Here is a 24,895-nt window from a genome sequence, read left to right as displayed (position 1 = left end):
ATCCTATATCGTGTTATTTTTGGTGTCTTTCCCTTATTAGTTCCTTAGAAGCTCCCTTCAAATTCCTCATTATCTTTTATGAAAATTTTTGGAAATAAGAGTGAAGAACTTCCTAAGAACTATATTTATATAATATCGAGCAAAATTTCAATTTTTTATGAGCAAAGTCAAAACTGTTTACCGTTGCGAGCAATGTGGTGCCGATCATCTTAAATGGGCTGGTCAGTGCTCAGAGTGTGGTGAATGGAATTCTCTGACTGAAGTTAAACTTGAGCCAACCACTGCTCACCGTGCACGCCCTAAAATTGGTGGCTATGCTGGTCAAGTTGCTAACATTACAACGCTAAATAAGGTTTCAGTTTCGCATGAAACCCGTTTACCTACAGGTATTAGCGAATTTGACCGAGTGCTTGGCGGCGGTTTGGTGACAGGTTCTGTGGTGCTGATTGGTGGTGACCCCGGTATTGGTAAATCGACCATTCTTTTGCAAACTGCGACCTATATGGCCAGCGCAAAAAGCTCTGCACTTTATATTACAGGTGAAGAATCTTTATCTCAGGTGGCGCTTCGTGCGCAACGTCTTGACCTGCCAACTGACCAATTAAAAGTCATGGCTGAAACCTGTGTAGAACGCATTTGTGAAGTTTTAGAACAAGAAAAACCTGTAGTCGCTATTCTAGATTCGATTCAAACCCTTTATACAGAAACCCTCCAGTCAGCTCCGGGTGGTGTTTCACAAATTCGTGAATCAGCTGCGTTATTAACCCGTTATGCAAAAAATAGTGGCACAGCGCTATTCATTGTTGGCCATGTGACCAAAGAAGGTGCACTGGCAGGTCCGCGTGTTTTAGAGCATATGGTGGACTGCGTACTTTACTTTGAAGGTCAATCAGACTCACGTTATCGAATGATTCGTGCTGTTAAAAACCGTTTTGGCGCCGTCAATGAACTTGGCGTATTTGGCATGACTGATAAAGGCTTACGTGAAGTTGCTAACCCTTCTGCTATTTTCTTAAGTCGTTACGATGAAGCGATTCCCGGTTCAATTGTCATGATTAGCCGTGAAGGAACTCGCCCTCTTTTGGTCGAAGTGCAAGCTTTAGTTGATGATGCTCAAGGACAACCACGACGTGTTGCACTTGGTCTGGAACAAAACCGTTTAAATATGCTGCTTGCTGTAATGCATCGTCATGGCGGCGTGCAAACCACTGGACAAGATGTATACGTCAACATTGTAGGTGGCTTAAAAATTACCGAAACAGGTTCTGATTTGGCTGTCTTATTAGCCTGTGCTTCAAGTTTACGTACTAAAGCATTACCTCAACAACTTGCAGTTTTTGGTGAAGTTGGTCTCTCAGGTGAAATTCGTCCTGTTCCTAATGGTCAAGAGCGCTTAAAAGAAGCAGCAAAACATGGCTTTAAATATGTCATTTTACCTAGAGGTAACGCCCCTCAAAAGGCAATTCCGGGCGTACAAGTCATTGCCGTTGCTCGATTGCATGAAGCCTTGACCGAAGCCATGCAACTCAGTGATGAATTGACATAAAAAAACATACTTTTAAGGTTGAAATTTAAGGTAAATACCTGCATAAATACTATTGTAAATTAACTTTAAACAGGAATTTCCTATGGAAGTACACCAGCGTGGCTTGATTACCGGTATTTTAATGGCTGCTTTAGCAATTTCGCCTCTTGCTGAAGCTAAACGTGCAGGTGGTGGTAAAAGCCACGGTATGGCACGATCTACCACTTCAAGCCAGTCTTATCAACAACCTCGTCAAGTGACTCCAGTTCAACAAACTACTACAGCGCCTCAGAAATCTGGTCCAGGCGTTGGTTCAATGGTTGCAGCTGGTGTGGCTGGTGCTGCCGTAGGTGCTGTTGCAGCAAATGCTTTAGCTGATGACAAACCAACATCTACTGAACAACAAGCAACACAGGCACAAGCACAAGAAGAGAAAAAAGGTGGTATTCCAAGTTGGATTTGGGTATTACTTGCAGCAGCTCTAGCTTTCTTTGTATTCCGTAAATTGGGATCAAAAAAAAAATTAGCAGCTAATAATCCTTACGCACCAAATAATGGCGGTCAAAACCCATTTGGCCGTTCTGCTGCACCACAAGCAACTCCACGTAATGCTGGCGATAATACAAATATCTTTGGTCAATCTGTGGGTGGCGGTGCAGCAACGCAAGCACCTTTTGGCGGTGTTACAACGAGCAATGGCAATCAACTTCCAGATGGTAGTGAACCTGCTGCGTTCTTACGTATTGCACGTCAACGTTTTAATCACATCCAATCGATGAATACTGCAAGTAACATTGAAGAAATTCGCCGTTACTTAACACCAGAACTTTATAGTTCTATGTATAACGACATCATGGCAAACCAAGATCAGGATGTTGCTGAATTTAGTAACTTGAATGCGATGGTTGTAGACAGCGCGAATGAAAATGGTCAATACGTAGTAAGCGTACGTTTCACTGGTACAGTAAGTGAAGACCTAAACAGCTTGCCACAACCGTTTACAGAAATCTGGCACTTTGTTAAACCTGCTGGCTCTCAGCAAGACTGGGTTGTTGCAGGTATTCAACAAGCTTAAGCTAAATAAATCCTAAATAAAAAAGCCACAATATTGTGGCTTTTTTATTTGTCAGCGTTTAAGCAATTTCTGCTGGAAAGGTAACTACTTTTTCAATTTTGACCTGATCCATTGCAACCATGAGTAAACGGTCTACACCTAAAGCGATACCTGAGCATTCCGGCATATGAGGCAACGCTGCTAACAGATGCTCATCTAAAGGCATGACATGAAGGCCTTGTTTAGCTCGCTCTGCATTGTCTGCTTCAAAGCGTGAACGTAACACATCTGCATCGAGCAATTCATCGTAGGCATTGGCTAGCTCTAAGCCTTCAATATAAACCTCGAAACGCGCCGCGACCTCTTCCCCATCTTCATCTACTTTCACTTTTGCCAAAGAGGCCATTTCTGGTGGAAAGTCAGTTAAAAAAACTGGAGCATCAAATCCTAAACTAGGTTCAACAAAATGAGAAAATAACAAATCCATGTAAGCTAGACGGTCATCACCCAAATCAAGATTTAACCCCACACGATTTGCCGTATCTTTGAGTTGCTTCAACGTTGCTTGTAATGGATTAATATCAAGTCGATCTTGAAAGGCATGTTTATAACTTAAAATAAACGGACGAACTTCACCAAAACGATGCTGCAAACAGGTTTGCAATAAATCGGCTGTTTCATGCATCAACGCTTTTAAGTCTAGACCTGGGCGATACCATTCAAGCATGGTAAATTCACTATTGTGTTTACGCCCGTGTTCATCGTCTCGGAACACCTTACAAATCTGGTAAATCGGCCCACTACCGCTCGCCAATAAACGCTTCATGGCAAACTCTGGTGAAGTCTGTAAATATTGCGTTTGCAATTTGCCATTAATATGACGCAAAGCCTGAACCGAAGCTAAATGTACATCGGTGACACCTGCTTGTGAAACGATTGGTGTTTCGACTTCCATAACATCACGTTCCGCAAAAAACTGACGGATTTGGCTATAGAGCTTGGCACGTGCTTTTAAGGCCTCAATTGAACAAGTAGGTCGATAACTTAAACTCATGCCTGTGGTCCCCCATGTGCTGCCCATTCACGGCGCAGCGGATAATTTTTACGTAATAAATCAAATGCTTTTTGCTCTACTTTTCCGTCTTTAATACAAGCACGGATGTTGGCATCATCTTGAGCAATATCATAAATTTGAGATAGTTTTTGCTTTAATACAGCTTTTAAATCATGTCCCGAAAAATAGTCTTCGCATGCAGGTAGCTGAGTTTCAAAACGCTTATTAATGTCGTATCCAAATCTTTGGCAAAACGCTTCATAAATCATTTGTGTACCACGGGCTTTTCCTTCAAGGCTATAACCAGCAATATGCGGTGTTGCTAAAGCCAACATGTCTATGAGTTCTTCTGATATGACTGGTTCATGCTCAAATACATCAAGCACGACTTTACGCTGGGTACGTTGAATATCTTCCATTAAAGCGGCTTCTTTAACGATTGGGCCACGTGCACTATTAATTAAAATCGTATTCGGTTGAAGCGCTGCAAAAGCTTTTTCATCAAACAGATGATATGTGGTATGTTCACCATTTTTAGTAAGCGGCACATGAATTGAAATGGCATTGGCTTGTTGCAACAGAGTTTCTAAGCTTACATTTTCAATTGTGTCTAGTTTCACATATGGGTCAAAGCCAATTACATTCCAGCCAAGTAACTGAGCCATATAAGCCAAGCGCTTACCGACGTTGCCAAGGCCAACAATACCTAGGGTAAATTTTTCTTGTTGTTCTAAACGGTTTGCATCTAAATGAAGTAAAGCAGTAATGACATATTCAGCAACCGCTTGCGCATTACAACCAGCCGCATTTGCCCATGTAATTCCTTGTTTTTCTAACGCCGCAATATCTAAATGATCGGTCCCGATTGTAGCACTGCCCACATATTTTAATGCTGTGTTTTCAATTAAACTTGCGTTAACTGCAGTAACCGAGCGGACCAGTAAAGCTTCAGCATCTTTTACATCTGCATGGGTTAAAGTGCGCCCTGCTTTGTGTTGAATATCGCCAAACTCAGAAAAAAAGTAATCGGTAAATGCCAAATTTTCATCTGCGACGATTTTCATTGTCTGCAACCCATAGCTTATAAAAACGTTATTATCCTTTGAGTTGTAGCAAAGCACAATGTTAATGCCTTTAAATTCACGATTCTAAACTTTGACGGTTTGCAAATTACAAGCCACCACCAAAGTAGAAATAGGCTATCAAGGCCAGTGTGATCCAAATTAAAATAATCAACACAGCAACCAAATAATTTTGAGGTCGACGCTCCTGTTGATCTAGCCATTCTTCAGCTTGTTGTTCCGCATCTAAAATGACTTGTTGAGGTGTAAAACGAACAGCTAACCAAATCAGCATCGGTAGAATGATAGCCTCATCTAAAAGGCCTAAAATAGGAATAAAATCTGGAATTAAATCGATTGGACTAAAGGCATAAGCCACAGCCACCACAGCAATAACTTTTGGGAACCATGGCATTTGAGGATGCTTTGACGCAAACCAAAGCATAATAATTTGTTTTTTTAGACGTTTTGCCCATTCTTTTAGTGATTGTAACCAAGACATTTGGACAGACTCTGAACCTTTAGAGTTTTATAATAATCCATAAAATCTATCCTTAGCTTAAAAGCCAAAGAAATGTCAGATGAGCTCTATTTTAGGTTCTTCATCTTGAACAATATATTTTAAATTTCTGTATATAAAACAAATCTATCTCCTCTACAAAAACTCGCCAAAGTCAGGCCAGATTGTTTTGCTAATTGAATAGCCATGCTGGTAGGTGCTGAAATTGACGCCAGTAGGCTGATGTTCAGCTGAGCACATTTTCGTATTAGCTCATAACTTGCCCGACTGGTCATCACCACAAAACCTAAACTGGTGTCGTAGTTTTCTTGCGCTAAATAACCTATTAATTTATCTAAAGCATTATGGCGGCCGACATCTTCAAATAAAGCGACGATGTGACCATCAACCACCCAAGCTGCGGCATGTGCGCCACCCGTTAAAGCGGTAATTTCCTGTTGGGCTTTTAAATGGGAAATGGCACTCGGAATTTGCTCAAGCCATATTTTTGATGCATGCGTTGTAATTTTTGGAACATCTAACTGAAACTGCTCTAAACTCTCAATTCCACACAAACCACAGCCTGTACGGCCTACCATCATGCGGCGATGTTCCTTTAAGGCAGCAAATGCTCTAGATGAAATGGTCATTTCAACCGTAATGCCCAATTCATTTTGATGTACATCAAGTGCATATAGCTCTTTTAAGCTTGTTAAAATTCCTTCCGAGAGACTAAAACCTTTAGCAAATAAATCAACATCAGTCGGTGTCGCCATCATCACCGCATGCGAAATACCGTTATACACCAAGGCGATTGGGTACTCTTGCACAATATGATCTAAAACATTTTCAGAGTCGGTTTTGTTAAACCGCTGTACTAGTAATGTTTCAACCCCATAAGAATGTGGTGTCAAAATTATTTCCTTTATTTCAAAATGGCGCTTGTTTAGAGCGCCATTTGTTTGGATGATATTTTTTAATACTACCTTTGATTAAAGGCTACTGACTTTCTTATCGGCATCTTCAGGAGCTACTGCCGTTGCCAAGTTAAAATGCTCTGGCGCATTTCCGGGATGCAAAATCACAGGAACACTTTTTGAAGCAGGAATCTTGGCATATTTATCATGACTGCTTAATGCCACCAAAGGATTAGTTTCCGGATAGTAAGCGGCTAAACTGCCTCGCGGAATGTTGTACGGCACAATACGGAAACTATGCACAATACGTTTCACACCGTCCGAGAAAACACTTTCAATATCCACCCACTGATTTGCTTCAAAACCAGCCTCATCAATATCAGCTTGGTTCATAAACAACACACGGCGCTGACCGAACACCCCACGGTAACGGTCATCTAGACCATATAGAGTAGTGTTGTATTGGTCATGAGAACGCGTGGTCATTAAGGTATAAACCTTACTGTCCGTATATGCGGCAGCGTACTGATTTTCTTTATCGGCATAGACTTCACTCAGCGGTGTAATCATAAACTGCGCTTTACCACTTTTTGTATTCCAGATGTGCTGATTGGCCGGATGCTCTAGATGGAAACCACCCGGCTTATAGACACGTAAATTAAAGTCATGGAACTCATCAAAGACATCGGCAATAGAGTCACGAATACGGTCATAGCTTTCGATATACCATTTCCATTTAATCTGACTGTCTGGAAGCACTGCTTCGGCCATTCGGGCGACGATATCTGGTTCAGACAAAATATTGTCAGAAATTGGAGCGTTACGTCCTGCTGACAAATGAATATTACTCATTGAATCTTCAACTGAAATTGCCTGTGGGCCATGAAGCTGCTCATCAATTTCTGTACGGCCTAAACATGGCAAAATAAGAGCATCTTTACCACACACCAAATGGCTACGGTTTAACTTAGTTGCAACATGAACAGTTAAATTACACTTTCTAAGTGCTTCTTGGGTATACGGCGTATCTGGCGTTGCCACTGCAAAGTTTCCGCCCAAACCAATAAAGACTTTGACCTCGCCTTCAGCCATGGCTTTAATGGTTTCAACGACACCATGTCCATTTTTTCTCGGTGATTTAATTCCAAACACACGGTCAATGTTATCGAGTAATTTAGGGCTAGGCAGTTCATTAATCCCCATGGTTCGGTCGCCTTGCACATTACTATGCCCACGAACTGGACATAGCCCTGCACCTGGCCTGCCAATTTGACCACGAGCCAACAATAAATTTGCCAGCATGTGTACATTCGCTGTTCCGTGGCGGTGTTGAGTGATGCCCATTCCCCAACAGAAAATTGAACGCTCGGATTCTAAAAAGAGTTTAGCGAGTTTTTCTAAATGTTCAGGCGATAGGCCTGAGTATTTATAAAGATCTGCCCATTCAGTTCTTTCAACCTCAGCAATCATTTCATCAAAACCAACGGTATTCACCGCAATAAAGTTTCGGTCAAAAACGCTTGGTTTACCTGAGGCAAGTGCTTTTTTATCCCACTCATTTAAGTGCTTTAACATCCCTAACATGAGTGCATAGTCACCACCAATTTTCGGTTGGAAATAATAACGACTAATTGGCGTACTGCCGTTGGTCATCATTTCAAGCGGTGCTTGCGGGTCTTGGAAACGCTCAAGACCTCTTTCTTTAATTGGGTTAATCGCAATAATGTTACCGCCGCGTTTAGATACTTCACGTAAAGTACCTAACATACGTGGATGGTTGGTGCCGGGGTTGTGCCCAAAACTAAAAATAGCATCGGCTAAGTCAAAATCTTCTAGGGTGACTGTGCCTTTTCCTAAACCAATCGAGTCAAGCAAACCAACACTTGTGGTTTCATGGCACATATTCGAGCAGTCTGGAAAGTTATTTGTACCAAAGCTTCGCACAAACAATTGATATAAAAATGCTGCTTCGTTACTGGCACGGCCAGAAGTATAAAATGCCGCTTGGTCTGGGTTGTCTAGCGCATGTAAATGTTGAGCAATGAGTTTAAATGCATCGTCCCATGAAATAGGCACATATTTATCGGTTGCAGCATCGTAACGAACTGGGTCTGTTAAGCGGCCTAAGTCTTCGAGGAAAAAGTCACTTTGTTCTGATAACCAACTGACGGTATGTCCTGCGAAATATTCAGGAGTCACTGTTTTACTGGTTGCTTCAAAGGCAACCGCTTTTGCACCATTTTCACAGAAGTTAAACGCATGGGCATCTTTCTTCTCTGGCCATGCACAGCCGGGACAGTCGAAGCCTGTAGGCTGATTAATGTTGAGTAAAGTAATTGAACCTTTACCTAAAATATCTTGTCGCTTTAAGTTTCGAGCAACACTAAGGAGTGCACCCCACCCGCCAGCAGGATGAGTGTATGGCTCAATTCGCGCAAAACCGTTATTTTCCTGTATATGCTTTTGTTCTTCTGAATTATCCACTTTTTCATCCTCTTATTTCTTCTTAGGCATTCAACAGATCCAATAAAACCACAATTTAATTATGCTTATATAAAGGATAGCTGCTGTCTAGCTTGTGGGTAGAGTCCGCTTGGTATGTTATTCACCATATTTTAAAAAGCTGGCTCAACTGTTCTTATAATATGTGCCATATTTTTTACAATTACAATCATTTATGCCAACGGCGCCATTTATAGAAAAACATATAAAACAATGAGTTAAAAAGATAGAAACTCCGCCTTTTACAGATCAAAACATTATTGGCTTTTATTTTTAACAGATTGAAAGCCTTTTAAAATTGATGTTTACATGTCTTTATCTATGTTTTTTTCGCATTAAACAGTATAAAACAATTAAAAATCTATCCACATTAGAGCACTTATGAAGGTTGTGATCGCCCCTGATTCATTTAAAGACAGCTTATCTGCTTTAAACGTAGCTCAGGCCATTGCCAAAGGATGGCAAGAAGTTTTTCCTCATGCAGAAACGATTTTATGCCCGATGGCCGATGGCGGCGAAGGAACTATTGAAGCAGTGTTAGAGGTCTGTGAAGGTGAATGGCGTGAAAAAACTGTAGTCGGGCCATTAGGTCAGCCTGTTCAAGCCAAATGGGGCTGGTTAGAAAAACAAAAAATCGCCATCATTGAAATGGCTCAAGCGAGCGGCATACAGTTAGTCCCACCGTCAGAGCGTGATGCTTGCCACAGCACAACGTTTGGAACAGGCCAGCTCATTCTGGATGCTTTAGATGCAGGCGCAAAAGACATTATTTTAACTGTGGGTGGTAGTGCTACTAATGATGGTGGCACAGGATTACTGAGTGCTTTAGGTGCTGTTTTGTTCGATGCCAACCAAAAGGTTTTATCCGCAGGTGGTCTCGCTCTAAGCAACCTATCAAAAATTGATTTAACACATTTCGACTCACGTATTCAGCACACGCGGTTTTTACTAGCTGCCGATGTGACCAATCCACTTTGCGGTCCAAACGGCGCATCTCATATTTTTGGCCCACAAAAAGGGGCTTCCCCTACTCAAGTAAAGTTACTTGATCGAGCTCTTGCTCATTTTGCCGATGTCTCGGCACAACTTTTAGGTTTCGATAAACGAGATGAAGCGGGTTCTGGTGCTGCTGGTGGTTTGGGCTTTGCAGCCAAAAGTTATTTAAATGCAGATTTTAAAGCTGGCGTTAAAGTCGTGGCGGAGCTGAATCAGCTTGAGCATAAAATTTCTGACGCAGATTGGGTCATTACCGGTGAAGGTAAGTTTGACGAGCAAACTTTAAGTGGCAAAACAGTTTTTGGGGTGAGTCAAATTGCCAAAACACACAATGTTCCAGTCATTGTGATTGCTGGGACATTAGGCGAAGGCTACCAAGCGCTTTATGAACATGGGGTTACGGCTGCTTTTTCGCTAACAAATGGTCCCATCACATTAGAACAAGCCTGCGAACATGCAGCCAAACTTATTTATGAAAGAACAGTGGATATTGCGAGGTTAATTCAGTTTAGCCAAACCAGCTTGAAAGATAAAAAAGTTTAATCAGCTAACTTTAAAAGATTCTCTTTACAGCTTTCCAATATTTCATCGCTAAGGTTTGATTGGTCTGGGCATGCGCGAGACAAGGCAATTGCCCCCACAGATTGAGCAAGAATATTGATGGCTTGCTTTCTCAACTCTGGCGCTTCCAAAGAAGCTTGTTTTGCACGTTCATTCATAATGAACTGAATAAGTTGCTCAATGCCCTCTTCAAATTCGACTTTTACTTCGTCTGGTTGTCTTGCAGCATCACAAGATAATGCTGTTAAGGTACATCCCAAATCTCGATTATCTCGATGAGTGCGAGACACATAAAGCTGAATAAATTGAGTTAAGTTTAAGCCTTCTATTCTTTTTAAGACTTGCTCAAGCCCATGTTTAACAGTAATTGAGACAAGGTCTGTTTTCGAGCTGAAATGTTTATAAAACCCACCGTGGGTAAAGCCTGCGCTAGACATTAATTCAGCAATGCCGACACCGTCGTAGCCTTTGCTACGAAACAGTTGAGTCGCCTTCTCGACAATTTTTTCTCGGTTTTCTTTTACCTGAGTTTTACTGACTTTCATGTTGGCCTACCCACTTTTACTCACCTATTCGTCACAATTATACATTGATTATGGTTGACATCAAAACTTGCATATTTTAGATTATAGTCATCATCTAAAAATTAAAGCGTGGAGACATCGCATGTCAGCTCAATCGAAAGTACTTATTACAGGAGCTTCGTCAGGAATTGGTTCTGTCTATGCAGACCGATTTGCTCAACGTGGCCATAACTTAATCTTGGTTGCACGAGACACCAACCGCTTAGATAAAATCTCAAAAGATCTTCAAGAAAAATACGGCGTACAAGTCGAGTTCATTCAAGCCGATCTATCAAACGATCAAGACATCAGTAAAATTGAAGATGTACTCAAAAACGATGTTGATATTGAAATTTTGGTAAATAACGCTGGGATTGCATTAAACGGAAACTTTTTAACTCAAGATATTAAAGAGATTGAAAAACTTCTGACTTTAAATATGACTACGGTTGTTCGTTTGTCTCATGCGATTTCCCATCAGCTCGTACGCAAAGGTAGCGGTGCCATTATTAATTTAGGCTCTGTGCTTGGATTAGCTCCTGAATTAGGTTCTACCATTTATGGCGCAAGTAAATCTTTCATCCAATTTTTTAGCCAAGGCTTACACTTAGAATTAAAAAATCATGGCGTGCATGTTCAAGCCGTATTGCCTTCGGCAACTAAAACCGAAATTTGGGAACGTTCTGGCATCGACTTAAGCCAAGTCCCACCATTAATGGATGTCAATGATTTGGTAGATGCGGCTCTGATTGGTTTTGACCGCAAAGAAACGATTACAATTCCTGTGCTGAAAGACGAAAATCAATGGAATAATTTTGAAAAATCACGTATCACATTACTACCAAACTTTTCTTCGGCTGATGTAGCCCAACGTTATAAAAACTAACGAGTACCGCTACCCAACTCTTAAGTAGGAAAATCTTATGAATGTTATTGATGCCATCCGTAACCGCCGCGCAGTTAAACGCTTCGACCCTGCTTTTCAACTCTCTGACGATAACAAAAAGCAGTTATTACAAGAAGTTTTAGCAAATGCGCCAAGCGCTTTTAACTTACAACATTGGCGTCCAGTCATCATTGAAGATACTGAGTTAAGGCAAAAAATTCGCACCATTGCTTGGGATCAACCACAAGTTACAGAGTCATCATTACTTATTGTGTTGTGTGCAAAAGTAAATACATGGGAAGTTGATGCTAAGCGTGTGTGGGATGGCGCAACTCCAGAAGTACAAAATATTATGGCTGGCGCAATTGACCAATATTACCGTGACCGTCCACAAACCCAACGTGACGAAGTTATGCGTAGTGCTGGTATTTTTGCTCAAACCTTGATGCTTCTTGCTCAAGAGCATGGTTTAGACAGTTGCCCTATGGATGGTTTTGACTTTGACGCAATGGCAAAGCTCATTAACTTACCTGAAGATCACGTGGTGTGTTTAATGATTGCTGTTGGTAAGTCGGCTTCCGAGCCTTACCCACGCGTGGGCAAACTTCCTTACGACGATGTCATTATTCAAAATACATTCTAAGTTTTTAGTCAGATTTTAGGCCCTCATGCTATTTATAGCATGAGGGCCTAATTGTTAATGACATTCTGTTTTGTAAAATCATTTTGCCTTTTTGGTGTTTAACTTATTGGTTAAACGACGAACTAAAAGAAAAAATAAAGGCACAAAGAAAATAGAAAGTAGAGTTCCCGAAATCATCCCACCAGTGACGGCGATACCAATTTCTTTTCGGCTAACAGCCCCTGCTCCTGTAGATACAGCTAATGGAAGAACACCTGCAACAAAAGCCAGAGATGTCATAATAATTGGCCGTAATCGCTGACCAGCACCTTCAATAATGGCGTCCATTAATGCCTGACCAGCCTCTAACTTGGCTGCCGCAAATTCAACAATCAAAATGGCATTTTTGGCAGAAAGCCCAATGGTGGTGAGCATAGCGACCTGAAAGTAAATATCGTTAACAAAACCTGCCAGACTTGCAGCCACTACAGCCCCAATAAGACCTAAAGGAATCACTAGCATGACAGAGACAGGAATAGACCAACTTTCATAAAGTGCTGCCAAACATAAAAAGATAAAGATGATTGAGGCTAAATATAACCAGATCGTTTGGCCACCCGCTAGTTTCTCTTGATAAGACAACCCACTCCACTGAAGATTAAAACCTTGTTGCTGGTCAACTAACTGCTGCATCTTATCCATAGCCCCACCAGAACTCTCACCTGCTGCCGCAGAGCCTTGTATTTGAACGGCTGAAAGACCGTTAAAGCGTTGCAGCATTTGAGGGCCCATCTGCCATTTCACAGAAGAGAAGCTAGAAAATGGCGTCATCTCACCAGTAGCACCGCGAACATACCATTGCCCAATATCTTGGGGTAAGGAACGATAGATTGCCTCTCCTTGTAAATAAACTCGCTTAACACGTCCCTGATCTATGAAATCGTTAATATAAGATCCGCCCCACGCCGATGACAGCGTATTACTAATATCTGCTTGGGCTAATCCAAGAGCACTGGCTTTTCTTTGATCGATATCGACTTGTAACTGGGCTTTATCTTCTAAGCTATTTAAGCGTACTGCAGCTAGGCCAGAATCAGCATTTGCTGCTTTTAACACATTATTTTGTGCTGCGAGTAAAGCATCTCGTCCTTTATTCTCAGCATCTTGCAACCAAAATTCAAAGCCACTAGATTGCCCAAGGCCTCTTACAGCAGCGGGTGAAAGTACCTGAACACGTGCGTTACGCAGTGACTTAAAATGTGCATTTGCACGAGCAATCACAGCTTCGGCTGTATTTTCACTACCTTCTCGGTCATCCCAATGTTTGAGTCCGGCAAATGCCATTCCCACATTTTGCCCACTGCCTGCGTTATTTCTACCCATCACCATGAAAATCACATTGAGATTATTCTTTTCTTTCGTTAAAAAATAATCTGCAATCTGATTACCAACCCGCTCTGTTTCAGCTAGTGTCGTGCCTACAGGCGTACTAAATTGAACCATAACCGAGCCTTGGTCTTCTTGTGGTAAAAACCCCGTATTCATACGCGTATATTGCCAACCTAACAAAGCTGTAATACCCACGAATATGATCATAAATATTTTGGGTTTACCTAAAACAGCAACTAGCTTTGTGCGGTAGCCTGACTGCCCTTGTTCGACTTTACGATTGAACCAAGTAAAGAATTTTCTCTGCTTATGTTTTTCATTTGCAGGTTTGAGTAATGTTGCACATAACGCAGGTGAAAGTGTTAAAGCAACAATTGCAGAAAGTACCATAGCCGATACGAGCGTTACCGAGAACTGGCGATAGATAATCCCGACGGAACCACCAAAAAATGCCATAGGTAAAAATACCGCTGCGAGTACCATGGCAATACCCACGAGCGCACCCGATATCTCCTGCATTGAAATTAGGGTGGCTTGCCGAGCATCAACATTTTGCTCATGCATAACCCGCTCGACATTTTCTACAACGACAATCGCGTCATCTACCAGTAAACCAATTGCAAGTACCATCGCAAACAAAGTCAGTGTATTAATGCTATAGCCAAGTACGCTCAACACACCAAATGTTCCTAACAATACGACCGGAACTGCAATTGCCGGAATTAAAGTCGCACGCCAGCTCTGCAAAAATAAGAACATGACAATAATGACGAGAACAATCGCTTCAGCTAAAGTTTTAATCACTCCATTTACAGAAGCTTCTACAAATGGCGTACTGTCGCGTGGGTATGCAACTTTTAAACCCGCTGGCATAGAGGCAGTTAACCGTGTGACTTCAGCTTTAACTCGTTCAGCCGTTTCTAATGCATTGGCACCAGAAGCAAGTTGAATAGACATACCCGAAGCTGGTTTTCCATTCAAACGTGTAGAAGTCTGATAACTCTCTGCACCACGCTCGACTCGGGCAACATCTTTAAGTAATACAACCGCACCATTGGTTTGTGTGCGCAAAATAATATTTTCAAATTGGCTCACGGTTTGTAACCGAGATAATGCTGTTACTGTTGCATTTAGAGCCTGCCCATCACGCGTGGGTAATGCGCCCAACTCTCCCGCTGTAATTTGAGTGTTTTGTGCTTCAATTGCAGTTCTAACATCTGATGGCATTAATCCATAACTGTTTAATTTATGAGGATCAAGCCAGATGCGCATTGCATATTGAGCACCAAATACGGTGATTTCACCCACTCCATCGACCCGACTTAATGGGTCTTGCAGTGTACTCACCATATAGTCAGATATGTCGACAGAAGATCTAGTCCCACTTTCATCGTAAAGCGCCAAGACCAGTAAACTATCACCTTGTGACTTTGTCACAGTGATCCCTTGCTGCTGAACCTCTTGAGGTAATCGACTCAGCGCCTGATTCACAGCATTTTGCACCTGCACCTGAGCAGTGTCAGGATTGGTATTCTGATCAAAACTAAGACTTATGCGTGCTTGACCCGCCGAACTACTACTCGATGAAAAATAAAGTAGACCATCAATCCCTTTAATTTGTTGCTCCAAAATCTGGGTAACACTGTCTTCAACAGTTTTGGCAGATGCTCCCGGATAGTTTGCAGTAACATTTACACCCGGTGGTGCAATGTCAGGATATTGCTCAATGGGTAACGTTAAAATCGAAATCGTCCCCAATGCCATAATACAAATAGAGAGGACCCAAGCAAAAATAGGTCGTGCAATAAAAAAACTCGACAACATACGCAATCCTCAACTCATTGGGGTAGGTTCAATCGTCATGCCGGCACTTAAGCCTTGCAGACCCTCAACAATGACTTGATCTCCTGCTTTCAAGCCAGAGGTCACTAACCAACGATTATCAATTGCATCGCCTAGAGTAATTTTTCGTTGCTCGGCTTTATTATCTTTTCCAACAATCCAAACAAGTGGATTTCCTTCTGCGTCTCGGAACAGCGCACCTTGAGGAATTAAGACGCTGTTAGGACGTGTTCCCGTTCCAAGTTCTGCCCGCACATACAGGCCGGGCAATAACGCATTATTGGGGTTGGGAAATGCTGCACGTAAAGTGACACTTCCTGTCGCCTCATCTACAGCAACATCACTAAACTTAAAAGTCCCCTGTTCTGCATAAGCAGTGCCATTCTCAAGCTTCAAACGTACTGAAAGTTCAGTCGGTTTTATTCCATTTTCAGTAAGCTGTTTACGCAGTGCCATGTATTCATCACTCGACTGAGTCAAATCGACATACATGGGGTCCAGTTTTTGAATCGTTGCTAAAGGATCTGTTTGAGCAGAGGTGACTAAAGCCCCACGTGTAATGGATGAACGCCCTATTCGCCCTGAAATTGGCGCACTAACTTGTGTGTAACGTAAATTGGTTCGTGCTGTTTTCAGTACAGCTTCATTTACGGCAACAGTCGCTTTCGCTTGCTCATATGCACTTTGAGCATTATCAAGCTCCTGTTGACTCACCCCATTTACTTTAATTAATTCTTTATAACGCTCGGCTTGAAGGCGAGTCGAATTTACAGTGGCTTTTGCTAATGCAAGATTACCAGCGGCTTCATCCACGCTATCCCGATAGAGTGATGAATCAATTTTATAAAGTGGCTGCCCTTTGTTTACTTGCGTGCCTTCCTTAAATAATTGCTCTATTACTACTCCATTGACTTGTGGACGGACCTGAGAAATTTCAGAGGCCACCGTTCTACCAGCCAATTGATAGGTAGATTCAATCGTCTCTGGTTTTATAGTGATCGTACCCACCTGCTGAATATTTTTAGGGGCAGGCTGATCAGAATCACATCCATTTAAAAAAATAAATAAAGGCAATAAATATATAAACTTACGGTAATTAAAACTTAGATCAAGCATATCTGGGACCCCAGACTTATAGACAATTTATTTACTTTACTGTAAAGTAAATAAATAAGATGTGCAAGAAAACCGATATGTTAAAAAAATCTCCAGGTCGTCCCTCTCGAATTCGCCCTACTATCATTGCTGCAGCACGCGAACTATTTCTTGAACATGGATTAGAAGTCCGTTTAGAGGCTGTTGCCACGAAAGCCGGTACAAATCGACAAACTTTATATAACCACTTCCCGACCAAGACAGCGTTACTCATTGAAGTCTTTGATCATTTAAAAGCAGAAATGGAAGCACCTTTCATTGAGCAGCATGAATTGAAAAATAAGCGTCTAGATCAATTATTGTTAGAAATTGGACAGTCTGTACAAAATCATTTTTATCATATTGACGTCATTCGCCTGCAAAGATTGCTGATTATTGCCTTAGTTGAAATGAAAGAAATTCTTCCTAAAATTCAGCAACGTACTCAAGGGAATATTAAAAGATCTTTAACCGATATTCTTGCAACTGCACACAATGCTGGTATTGTTAAAATTGATCAGCCAGAGGAAGCAACAAAGGCTTTCCTCGGTGCCGTAATGGGTTATACCTATCCCGCTACGTTGATTAGTGGAAATATTCCAACTCCCCAAGAACTAAAACAGTTAAATGAAGAAGTGTGCCGTACCTTTTTAAAAGCATGGCAATATAAAGAATAGCCCCACAACAAAAGCCCTTATGACAAAAAGGGCTTTTTTAAATTAGACATTTAAACGTCGTATCAATGAAACATCCAGCAAACTCATTTAAGCAGATTTAGCATGGATATTTTCATGCTTCATTCATCCTATTTAAACTGCTTCAAAAAACATTCTAATATCATCTCTCTATCCCCTACTTGAGCCGAGCTTAAAAGCTGAATAATGGTTCCTTCAATCATATATAAAAATAATTTGGCGTCCTGAAAGGAAACATCTTTTTTTAGTTTTATTAACTGACTATAGATTTCATTAAGCAACCATGTTCTATATCTCATTGCGGTTATATAGGCTTTTGGATAGGTCAGTTTGATCTCAAAAATTGCTTTAAATAATAGATAGTAAAGCCCTTCCAAATCGGTATGTAAGACATAAAGTTTTTTAAGTTTATCCACCACACTTGTTTGACTAGTATACTCAACCATTGAAACTACTTTTTCTTTTAAACGTTCTTTTTGCACGATCATGCAGATTTCAATAAATCGCTCTTTAGAGTGAAAGTAATGATAAAAAGTCGCTTTGGGAATTTGAGATTCTTTCACGATTTTGTCGATTCCAACCGTATGAAATCCGTGGTGGTGAAACAGATCAATCGATTTATTTACGACTTGTATGGCACGTGGGGAGATCACTAAATGTGGCATAGTTTTACCGTTATAAAATTATTGTTGTAGATAAATGAGATACTTTTTTGGGAGAAAAAAAGGCATAGCAAAGCCATAAAGACTGTGCTTGGCACATCTCAAGTTTTATTGTTGATTAAGTTTTGGTCGCGACGAATTAAAGCCTAAAAGCGCTAATCGCTATCAAGTTGCTTATAAATTTAAGTCGTGTCGATATAGACTTTGGCAAAGGCTGCCAAGAAATAATGGATGTGCAAAGCCAACTCCTTTTTATTGGGAGTTCTGCCAGACATTTATAGAATTATGGTGGCAGAACGAGAAAGGGTTAGCAGACTAGTAATAACTCAAACTAGCACACCCGAAGGTGTCCCTCTCCCGTCCTACCGCTACGGGAAAGGGACGAGTAGCTACCACACAAGACTATTCCTCAGAAGGAATGACTCTGATGCGGGAGTTATTATGCGGTCTGCTAAAACCGGCTGGCAATGTGGCCAGCAGGCAAAGAATAGTGCCCTGTTCTATTGCAGTCAAGCACACAAAATGACATTTGTTTTAATTTAGATCATTAAAAAGTAAGGATAAATAATGAGTGAGGTATTGTTAAATGGGGGTTTATAAAGGCATAAAAACAGAAAAAATAGTAAACAACTATTTGTTATGTTTACATGAATATTCAGTGTAAGGAAAATGATAGATCTTCATTTGAATTAAATTTAAAAGTTATTACACAAACACTGATAATTATAAAAACACTATTCTGTAGACGCGATAAAATTTAGAAAAATGATTTTTACATAAGGCATAGGATGAACAGACAGAAAATTGGTGTAGATCTTGGAGGTACTAAATTATTAATATTATGTGATGAAATTGAGGAGATATTTAGTACAGGAATTTCATTCACCCCAGAAGAATTAATATCACACCTACAATCTTTTATTTTAAAACATGGAATTAAGCCCGAAAGCATAAGCCTAGCAGTGCCAGGTCTAGTTAACGAATATGGGCACATTGTTAATTGTGATGTCCTCCCTGAATTTACAGGTTGGCAAGGAAATGAAGCATTAAAATTATTATGTAGTAAAACAATTATCTTAAATGATGTAAAAGCTGCCATGCATGCGGAACTAAATGATTCCTCGTCTCATGCTGCAAGCGGCATTCTTATGATTGGAACAGGTATTGGGGCTGCATTCATAATAAATGGAAAACCCTTACTGGGAGCTAGTGGTTGGGCTGGTGAGCTAGGTTACCTACCAGTAAAAAGTAATGACGGAATTAAGCGTCTAGATGAAGTTGCAAGTGGCTCAGCAATTACCAAGCAATGTGCACTCAGTCCATCTAATCTAGCATTAATGGCTAACAATGGAGATCAAGCAACTTTAACTGTTATAAAAGAGGCAGGCACAGCTTTAGGTCTCGGAATAGCAACTGTTATTAATCTTTTAAATCCATCGCAATTAGTAATAGGAGGAGGAACAATAGAATTACCCGGTTATTTAGACGCGGCTTTAAAGTCTGCTAAAGAAAACTGCCTTCCTGAGCTTTGGCAAGATTGCGACATATCAAAAGTAAAAGCGGGAAGAAAAGTAGCTGCTTTAGGTGCTATACATGCAATTGAACACTAAAATAATATGAGTATTTTTCTGATCCGACATGCTGAGAGTGAAGCCAATATTAATGGAAAAACCCTTTCGCATGCTTTGATTACTTTAAGTGAACATGGCCATAAACAAGCTCAAGCACTCTGTTCACAACTACCTAAAATTGATCATGTAATTGTGTCTCGATATTTGCGTACACATCAAACAGCTGCCCCACTTTTGGAAAAATATAATCTCACTCTTGAAATAGATGAACATGTGCATGAGTTTAGCTATTTGTCTGAGCGTAAGTGTGCCAATACAAATATGGATGACCGTAAAGCTTGGGTAAATACGTACTGGGAGAAAATGGATTATCAGCATAGAGATGCCGATGATGCAGAGTCTTTTGAAGATCTATATATTCGGGTTCAAGCTTTTCATGAAAAACTAAAAGCACTAACTGAAAATTATGACCAAAAGAATTTGGCTGTGTTTAGCCACGGACAGTTTTTACAACTTTTGATGATGCAAATACAGGAACCTCAGCCGTTATCCAAAGAGTTGATGCGGCAGTTTAGATACAACTTGGTTAATCAGCCGATTAGAAATACTGAGTTTTTTACTTATTAAACTGGGAAATTTCGTATAAGGTGTACTACGTTAATTTTTAATAATCTTCATAACTCATAAGAATTTTAGTTTAATAACATGAAAAGCTAATATTACCCTATATTAATCTTCACAGTTAATTAATACACATTTACCATCTATTTTTGCCACTAAACTTATTGATTTTGATGAATCACCTCCATCTAAAGATAACTCCACAAACAAATCTTTATTTTCAAAAGATTGAAGTTCTAATATTAATTGTTGGATCGTTTTCCCATTTGAAATCCAGTTCACCTTTCTTAAATCATTTTTAACCATAAGAACAAGTCTCCAATCCTATTTAAATTTATATCATAAGCACCTAATCGTGTCTCACGAAAATACTTTTGAATAGATTTTATTAATATTTATTTTTGATGATCAATTAACTCAAACTAAGTATTGATGACATAGCATCGTATAACTTATTGTTCAAAGATTCAATATTATTACTTTGTTATCTTTAAGATTAAACCTATAAAGTATATTTATGTGAATTTCATCCCTCACTTTGATCATAGATTTAGAAACAGATGTAAATTTCTTAATTTTTCAAACATAAATTAGTTAAAAATTGAAGTTTATCACTACTAATCCCATAATTTTTCATTAAGGTCACAAACCAAGAAACATGCTCATTAAAGTCTTCAACTTGATCTATATCTATAGTTAGTAAACAAATACCTAATCTTACTCTTAATATATCTTTATTATTGAATTCCATAGGAGCTTTTCGTTCATCAATATAATTCCAATACCAATCTAAAGCATCTTCTCTATCTTTAGTAATTATGCAACCATTTAATCTTCTTTTAGTGATATCAATAGCATCATAATCGAAATCTTTGAATTTTATATCACACTCACTTAAGATAGTAATTGCGGAATTCAAATAACTAGTATCTTAGCATCCATATTATTTTAATACCTTCAATTTAACATTACGTAAGATTTAAACTTGATTTTTCGTTTAAAACCTCAATTAAGTATTCAAAATCATCAGGTTTATTAAAAGAATACTTTTTTTCTTCAAAGTACTTCCAAGTAATATTTAAAGGTACAGTTATACAACCAATACCACCCGTGAGACTATCTGACAAACTACCAAAACTAAAACCAAAGTAACCCATCAATCCGTTAATTTCTTCACCTATACAGCATAAAAAGTCATTTAAAGAGTTGATATTCCTTCCATCTATTACTATTGAACTTACTGAGTTTTTAGGCTTGCACTGTTGAATACAATATGAAACTTCTATCCATTTCTTTTTCTTTTCTTCACTTAAATTGCACCAATCTTGTAATTTAAGCTGATTTTTTCGATATTTTTTTATTAGATCAATTTTAAAGTCATCAAAACAAGTCTCCTCTTCGCATAAATTTAATATCAATTTATTATCTTTCAATTTAAAAGATTTAATACTAGAAATTAAAACTCCAAAATATTCGTTATTTTCTTTTAAAAAGAATAAATTAATGCTATAGATATTATACTTTTTACTTTTTTTATCTTTATTTATTTCACCATCACCAAAAAAAACATGAAAAACAATTTTAGTATCAGTGATTACACAATTTTCTGAAAGATATCCGCTCCAAATAGTTACATCATCATCAAACTCACTAAATTCATTTATTTCAATATAAAAAATATACTCTTCTGTAAGTTCAGAACTCATATAGTATTTTCCTCTATCTCTGCTTTATTTTTCAATTTTGACTGGTTACTAGTATGAAATTTCTAATGACGAGTATTTTTTTAAGACTTCAATAAAATCATCTAGATGATAAAAAAACTCTTTTGACTCAAAATTATCTTTAGAGTATTGAAAATTTATCCATTTAACTTTTAAAGGCAAATCGCACAGTACATCAGCAACTGCATTAAAGTTATAACCTAAGTATCCTAATACTCCATAAACCTCCTCTCCAAAATAACAATACACATCTTCTTCGCACAATAGGTATTTACCATCAACAGTTATATTTAATGATAAAGGTTCCCCTCTTTCGTTCATTATAAAATAAGCAAAATCTAACCAACATCTTTTTTCTAGCTTTGTAAAATTAAGCCATCTCTTTTTACCTATAGTTTCATTTGAAAGACGAATCAATAGCTCTTCCTTCTTTTTAAATTTTTCAAAATCTTCTAATTTATTTTTCTCTATAAGATCAGAATCTGGATCAAATTCAATAAAGAGTTTTTCACCATTAAAAGTAAAATTTTCAGAAAGAAATAAGCGATTTTCTATATTATTCTCATTTAATTCTGTAGTAAGCTTATGCCGAGATTCAATCATTATATAACAGTAAGAATGATCATCTTTTCCAAGATAACTACTAAAAAATTCCAAAGACTTTTCAACCCGCTGTAAATCATTAAAATTACTTAATACAACTTTATTATTATCAACGTGTATTTTATCAAAATAAATTCCATCAATAACTTCATCTTTTTCTTCGTTATAAATGTACTTACATAAGTTTAGTTCAAACAATTTTCGATTATCCTAATTCTCAAATATATCTAATATTGAATAATTTTCATGGATACATGCATGAACTAAACTAGATATGTATCAACTCCTGTTTTTCTTAATTCATATTGCAACCCAGAAGCCAAAGCAATAATCGTTAAGACAGCAAAAAATGGATTTGTCTTAGATTCTTTCAATGAATGATCGTAAAGCATAAGCTTAATGCCATCTGTATATCCTCTTTCATTGACGATAGCGAACATTGTTCCGATTTCCAATCCTTTTAGACCTGATAAATTATTCGAACATCGTTGTTGTATGGCCTTATCTGGTAAGCAAGTGTAGACCTTCAATTCAATTTCATCAAAATCATGCTTAACTGTAATATCCCAAAACTTTTTATTAATTTCAAATATTATACTTTCGACTGGCCCCCCAGCATTAAACTCCCCAGCTATAACCAAATAGAGGTCATCTATTTTCCGAACTTCATCAATATTTTTAATTGCATCAAAAATATCACTTTCTACCATATTTTTACCTTATTATTAATTTCAAATTTACATATTTTCAAAATAGCACCCTATGAGTAATTTAATTTCTCAGACTATCACCATTAGCACAATGATTTACTTTAAATATCTCCCCTCTTAGCTCTCTAACGAAGTTAAAAATATTTATTAGAAGTTAGCTTAAGTACAATATTATAAATAAAAAAGCTAAGCCCCATCACCGAGACTTAGCTTTTAAAAATAATTTTAATTAAAAAAATTACTTATTTGATGTCTGCAAATTCAGAAACAGGTTTGTTCACTTCAACTTTCGTACCTGCAAATTTTTCGCTCACAAACTTTTGAACTTTAGGTAAGTGATAAAGTTCACCAAGTTTTGTATAGATCGGGTCGTTTTTGTTTGCTTCAGCAACACCTAACAAATTCACATAAAGCTTTGTAGACTGGTCAATAGGCTCACGGAAGATAGAATCTTTCATTACATTGAGGCCACCCTCAAGTGCCAATGTATTACCCAACACAATCGCGTCTACATCATTTTTAACACGAACTGCCGTAGTCATTTGAATTGGTTTTAACTTCAAGTTTTTAGGGTTTTCAATGACGTCATTCGTTGTCCCTTTTACAGGGTCAAAGTCTGGTTTGAGTTTAATCAGTTTAGCAGACTGTAATAATGTTAAAGCACGCGCTTCATTGGCAGTATCGTTTGGAATCGCGATGGTCGCGCCTTGTGGGAACTCTTCAACAGATTTAACTTTATTTGCATAAATACCCATTGGCTCTAGGTAAGTTGTCGCAACAGCAGCAACTTTAGCTGTATTTGAAGCGTTATAAGCTGCCAAATAGTTAAATGACTGGAACGCATTTACGTCTTGTTCGCCACTTGCTACAGATGTATTCAATACAACATAGTCTGTCAGGTTAGTAACTTCGAGTTTAATGCCCGCTTGAGCAGTTTCAGGAAGCGTTGCAACATATTTCCATACATCAGTATCTGAACCTGTTGAAACCAGTTTAATTGTTCGAACTGATTCAGTTTTATCTTTAGCTGATGCTGTATTTTCAGTTTTTGCAGGTTCTTTATTACATGCAGTCAGTGTGAGTACAGATGCGCTGAACAGAACACTAAATAATTTTTTCATAGATACATCCTAAAATAGGAAACGCCTACTCCAGAAAAGAGTCAGACATTTCCAACCATTGGGTCAAAATGCAATATTTGGCTGGAACTAATTTCCAGATATATAAGGGTTTAGAAAACTGAATTCAGCATTATTCCTTCCATGAACTTGGTCGCTGAACAATAGAATTATGTTTTGAAACAGTCTCTAAATATTGGCTCATCATATATCAATAAATGAATAATCTACAAATAACTTGTTCGATTCTGATATATAGAAGCGTTACAAGTAAGATACTGAAAACAAAAAATATATTATATAAATACAACAATTTTGATTAAAATATATACTCATTTGATTTATATGAAATTTTCAGGATTTGTTAGCAGTATTTAAGCTAAATCTTACAGTAATGTAGACAATAGGCATAAAAAAAGCCCTCGTCATGAACAAGGAATTTTTAAAAATCCGACGGAAGCAGTTTTTTATATAACTCTTCTCTGATACGGCTTAAAAATAAAATTATATATTTCAAAAAATTAAATTAAAAATCATCTAACTTCCTCTTGCACAATCTAGCTTTTTATAATTCTAATACTCAAAA

The 24,895-nt window shown here is 38.6% G+C and carries 23 protein-coding genes; 8 read left to right on the top strand and 15 right to left on the bottom strand.

Annotated elements, in window-relative coordinates; all coding sequences use genetic code 11:
* The first annotated feature begins 157 nt into the window (after nt 1-157).
* Complete coding sequence (gene radA / locus ACXM0J_RS03920; protein WP_086265488.1) at nt 158-1,546, top strand: DNA repair protein RadA; 1,389 nt, start codon at nt 158-160, stop codon at nt 1,544-1,546.
* 82 nt (nt 1,547-1,628) lie between these two features.
* The gene (locus ACXM0J_RS03915; RefSeq protein WP_086265489.1) at nt 1,629-2,600 is read left to right on the top strand and encodes a Tim44 domain-containing protein; all 972 of its coding nucleotides are present in this window, start codon (nt 1,629-1,631) and stop codon (nt 2,598-2,600) included.
* 58 nt (nt 2,601-2,658) lie between these two features.
* Here the strand turns inward: ACXM0J_RS03915 and epmA are convergent, their stop codons facing one another.
* From epmA to ACXM0J_RS03890, 5 genes are all read right to left on the bottom strand, one after another.
* Nucleotides 2,659-3,633 carry an EF-P lysine aminoacylase EpmA gene (gene epmA / locus ACXM0J_RS03910; protein ID WP_086265490.1) on the bottom strand — a complete coding sequence of 325 codons (975 nt, stop codon included), beginning with the start codon at nt 3,631-3,633 and terminating at the stop codon, nt 2,659-2,661.
* Complete coding sequence (locus ACXM0J_RS03905) at nt 3,630-4,697, bottom strand: 4-phosphoerythronate dehydrogenase (RefSeq protein WP_086265491.1); 1,068 nt, start codon at nt 4,695-4,697, stop codon at nt 3,630-3,632. The genes epmA and ACXM0J_RS03905 overlap by 4 nt, the downstream gene beginning before the upstream one ends.
* 106 nt (nt 4,698-4,803) lie before the next feature.
* Entirely contained in the window at nt 4,804-5,196 is a 393-nt protein-coding gene (locus ACXM0J_RS03900) for a YkvA family protein (protein ID WP_086265492.1), read from the bottom strand.
* Between the two features lie 119 nt (nt 5,197-5,315).
* The gene (fdhD, locus tag ACXM0J_RS03895; protein ID WP_069140876.1) at nt 5,316-6,107 is read right to left on the bottom strand and encodes a formate dehydrogenase accessory sulfurtransferase FdhD; all 792 of its coding nucleotides are present in this window, start codon (nt 6,105-6,107) and stop codon (nt 5,316-5,318) included.
* A 78-nt stretch (nt 6,108-6,185) separates the two neighbouring features.
* Nucleotides 6,186-8,594 (bottom strand): FdhF/YdeP family oxidoreductase, encoded by a 2,409-nt coding sequence (locus ACXM0J_RS03890; protein ID WP_086265493.1) that lies wholly within the window; start codon nt 8,592-8,594, stop codon nt 6,186-6,188.
* 399 nt (nt 8,595-8,993) lie between these two features.
* Between ACXM0J_RS03890 and ACXM0J_RS03885 the strand changes: the two genes are divergently transcribed.
* Nucleotides 8,994-10,151: a glycerate kinase gene (locus tag ACXM0J_RS03885; protein WP_086265494.1), complete on the top strand. Its 1,158-nt coding sequence runs from the start codon at nt 8,994-8,996 to the stop codon at nt 10,149-10,151.
* Here the strand turns inward: ACXM0J_RS03885 and ACXM0J_RS03880 are convergent.
* On the bottom strand, nt 10,148-10,714 hold the full coding sequence (locus tag ACXM0J_RS03880) for a TetR/AcrR family transcriptional regulator (RefSeq protein ID WP_086265495.1): 567 nt from the start codon (nt 10,712-10,714) through the stop codon (nt 10,148-10,150). The genes ACXM0J_RS03885 and ACXM0J_RS03880 overlap by 4 nt on opposite strands.
* Before the next feature lie 121 nt (nt 10,715-10,835).
* Here ACXM0J_RS03880 and ACXM0J_RS03875 point away from each other — a divergent pair, with 121 nt between their 5' ends.
* Both ACXM0J_RS03875 and ACXM0J_RS03870 read left to right on the top strand, forming a co-directional pair.
* A complete protein-coding gene (locus tag ACXM0J_RS03875) occupies nt 10,836-11,618 on the top strand; it encodes an SDR family NAD(P)-dependent oxidoreductase (protein WP_086265496.1) in 783 nt (260 codons plus the stop codon).
* A gap of 37 nt (nt 11,619-11,655) precedes the next feature.
* Entirely contained in the window at nt 11,656-12,261 is a 606-nt protein-coding gene (locus ACXM0J_RS03870) for a nitroreductase family protein (protein WP_032057642.1), read from the top strand.
* A 78-nt stretch (nt 12,262-12,339) separates the two neighbouring features.
* Here ACXM0J_RS03870 and adeE read toward each other — a convergent pair whose 3' ends face one another.
* Nucleotides 12,340-15,453: a multidrug efflux RND transporter permease subunit AdeE gene (gene adeE, locus ACXM0J_RS03865; RefSeq protein ID WP_086265497.1), complete on the bottom strand. Its 3,114-nt coding sequence runs from the start codon at nt 15,451-15,453 to the stop codon at nt 12,340-12,342.
* A 9-nt stretch (nt 15,454-15,462) separates the two neighbouring features.
* The gene (adeD, locus tag ACXM0J_RS03860) at nt 15,463-16,587 is read right to left on the bottom strand and encodes a multidrug efflux RND transporter periplasmic adaptor subunit AdeD (protein ID WP_086265498.1); all 1,125 of its coding nucleotides are present in this window, start codon (nt 16,585-16,587) and stop codon (nt 15,463-15,465) included.
* 77 nt (nt 16,588-16,664) lie between these two features.
* Between adeD and ACXM0J_RS03855 the strand changes: the two genes are divergently transcribed.
* Nucleotides 16,665-17,282, top strand: a complete 618-nt coding sequence (locus tag ACXM0J_RS03855) for a TetR/AcrR family transcriptional regulator (protein WP_086265499.1) — start codon at nt 16,665-16,667, stop codon at nt 17,280-17,282.
* 128 nt (nt 17,283-17,410) lie between these two features.
* Here ACXM0J_RS03855 and ACXM0J_RS03850 read toward each other — a convergent pair whose 3' ends face one another.
* Entirely contained in the window at nt 17,411-17,965 is a 555-nt protein-coding gene (locus ACXM0J_RS03850) for a TetR/AcrR family transcriptional regulator (RefSeq protein WP_086265500.1), read from the bottom strand.
* A gap of 785 nt (nt 17,966-18,750) precedes the next feature.
* On the opposite strand from ACXM0J_RS03850, the gene ACXM0J_RS03845 reads away from it, so the two are divergent.
* Together ACXM0J_RS03845 and ACXM0J_RS03840 are read left to right on the top strand one after the other, a co-directional pair.
* A complete protein-coding gene (locus ACXM0J_RS03845) occupies nt 18,751-19,572 on the top strand; it encodes an ROK family protein (RefSeq protein ID WP_086265502.1) in 822 nt (273 codons plus the stop codon).
* Between the two features lie 6 nt (nt 19,573-19,578).
* Nucleotides 19,579-20,160, top strand: coding sequence for a histidine phosphatase family protein (locus ACXM0J_RS03840; RefSeq protein ID WP_086265503.1), 582 nt, complete (start codon nt 19,579-19,581; stop codon nt 20,158-20,160).
* 102 nt (nt 20,161-20,262) lie between these two features.
* On the opposite strand, the gene ACXM0J_RS03835 is transcribed toward ACXM0J_RS03840, so the two are convergent.
* The 6 genes from ACXM0J_RS03835 to ACXM0J_RS03810 form a co-directional block, all read right to left on the bottom strand.
* On the bottom strand, nt 20,263-20,460 hold the full coding sequence (locus tag ACXM0J_RS03835; RefSeq protein ID WP_086265504.1) for a hypothetical protein: 198 nt from the start codon (nt 20,458-20,460) through the stop codon (nt 20,263-20,265).
* Between the two features lie 265 nt (nt 20,461-20,725).
* On the bottom strand, nt 20,726-21,073 hold the full coding sequence (locus tag ACXM0J_RS03830; protein WP_086265505.1) for a hypothetical protein: 348 nt from the start codon (nt 21,071-21,073) through the stop codon (nt 20,726-20,728).
* Nucleotides 21,074-21,122: 49 nt separating this feature from the next.
* Nucleotides 21,123-21,860 (bottom strand): barstar family protein, encoded by a 738-nt coding sequence (locus tag ACXM0J_RS03825; RefSeq protein WP_086265506.1) that lies wholly within the window; start codon nt 21,858-21,860, stop codon nt 21,123-21,125.
* 48 nt (nt 21,861-21,908) lie between these two features.
* Complete coding sequence (locus ACXM0J_RS03820) at nt 21,909-22,679, bottom strand: barstar family protein (RefSeq protein WP_086265507.1); 771 nt, start codon at nt 22,677-22,679, stop codon at nt 21,909-21,911.
* A gap of 65 nt (nt 22,680-22,744) precedes the next feature.
* Nucleotides 22,745-23,191 (bottom strand): DUF6334 family protein, encoded by a 447-nt coding sequence (locus ACXM0J_RS03815; protein ID WP_086265508.1) that lies wholly within the window; start codon nt 23,189-23,191, stop codon nt 22,745-22,747.
* Between the two features lie 242 nt (nt 23,192-23,433).
* Nucleotides 23,434-24,312, bottom strand: coding sequence for a MetQ/NlpA family ABC transporter substrate-binding protein (locus ACXM0J_RS03810; protein ID WP_086265509.1), 879 nt, complete (start codon nt 24,310-24,312; stop codon nt 23,434-23,436).
* Nucleotides 24,313-24,895 lie beyond the last annotated feature (583 nt).

The organism is Acinetobacter sp. GRABPA_MV_2, assembly GCF_056725885.1.
Note: the sequence above shows the minus strand (reverse complement) of the source record. Positions and strands in the feature narration are given on the sequence as shown.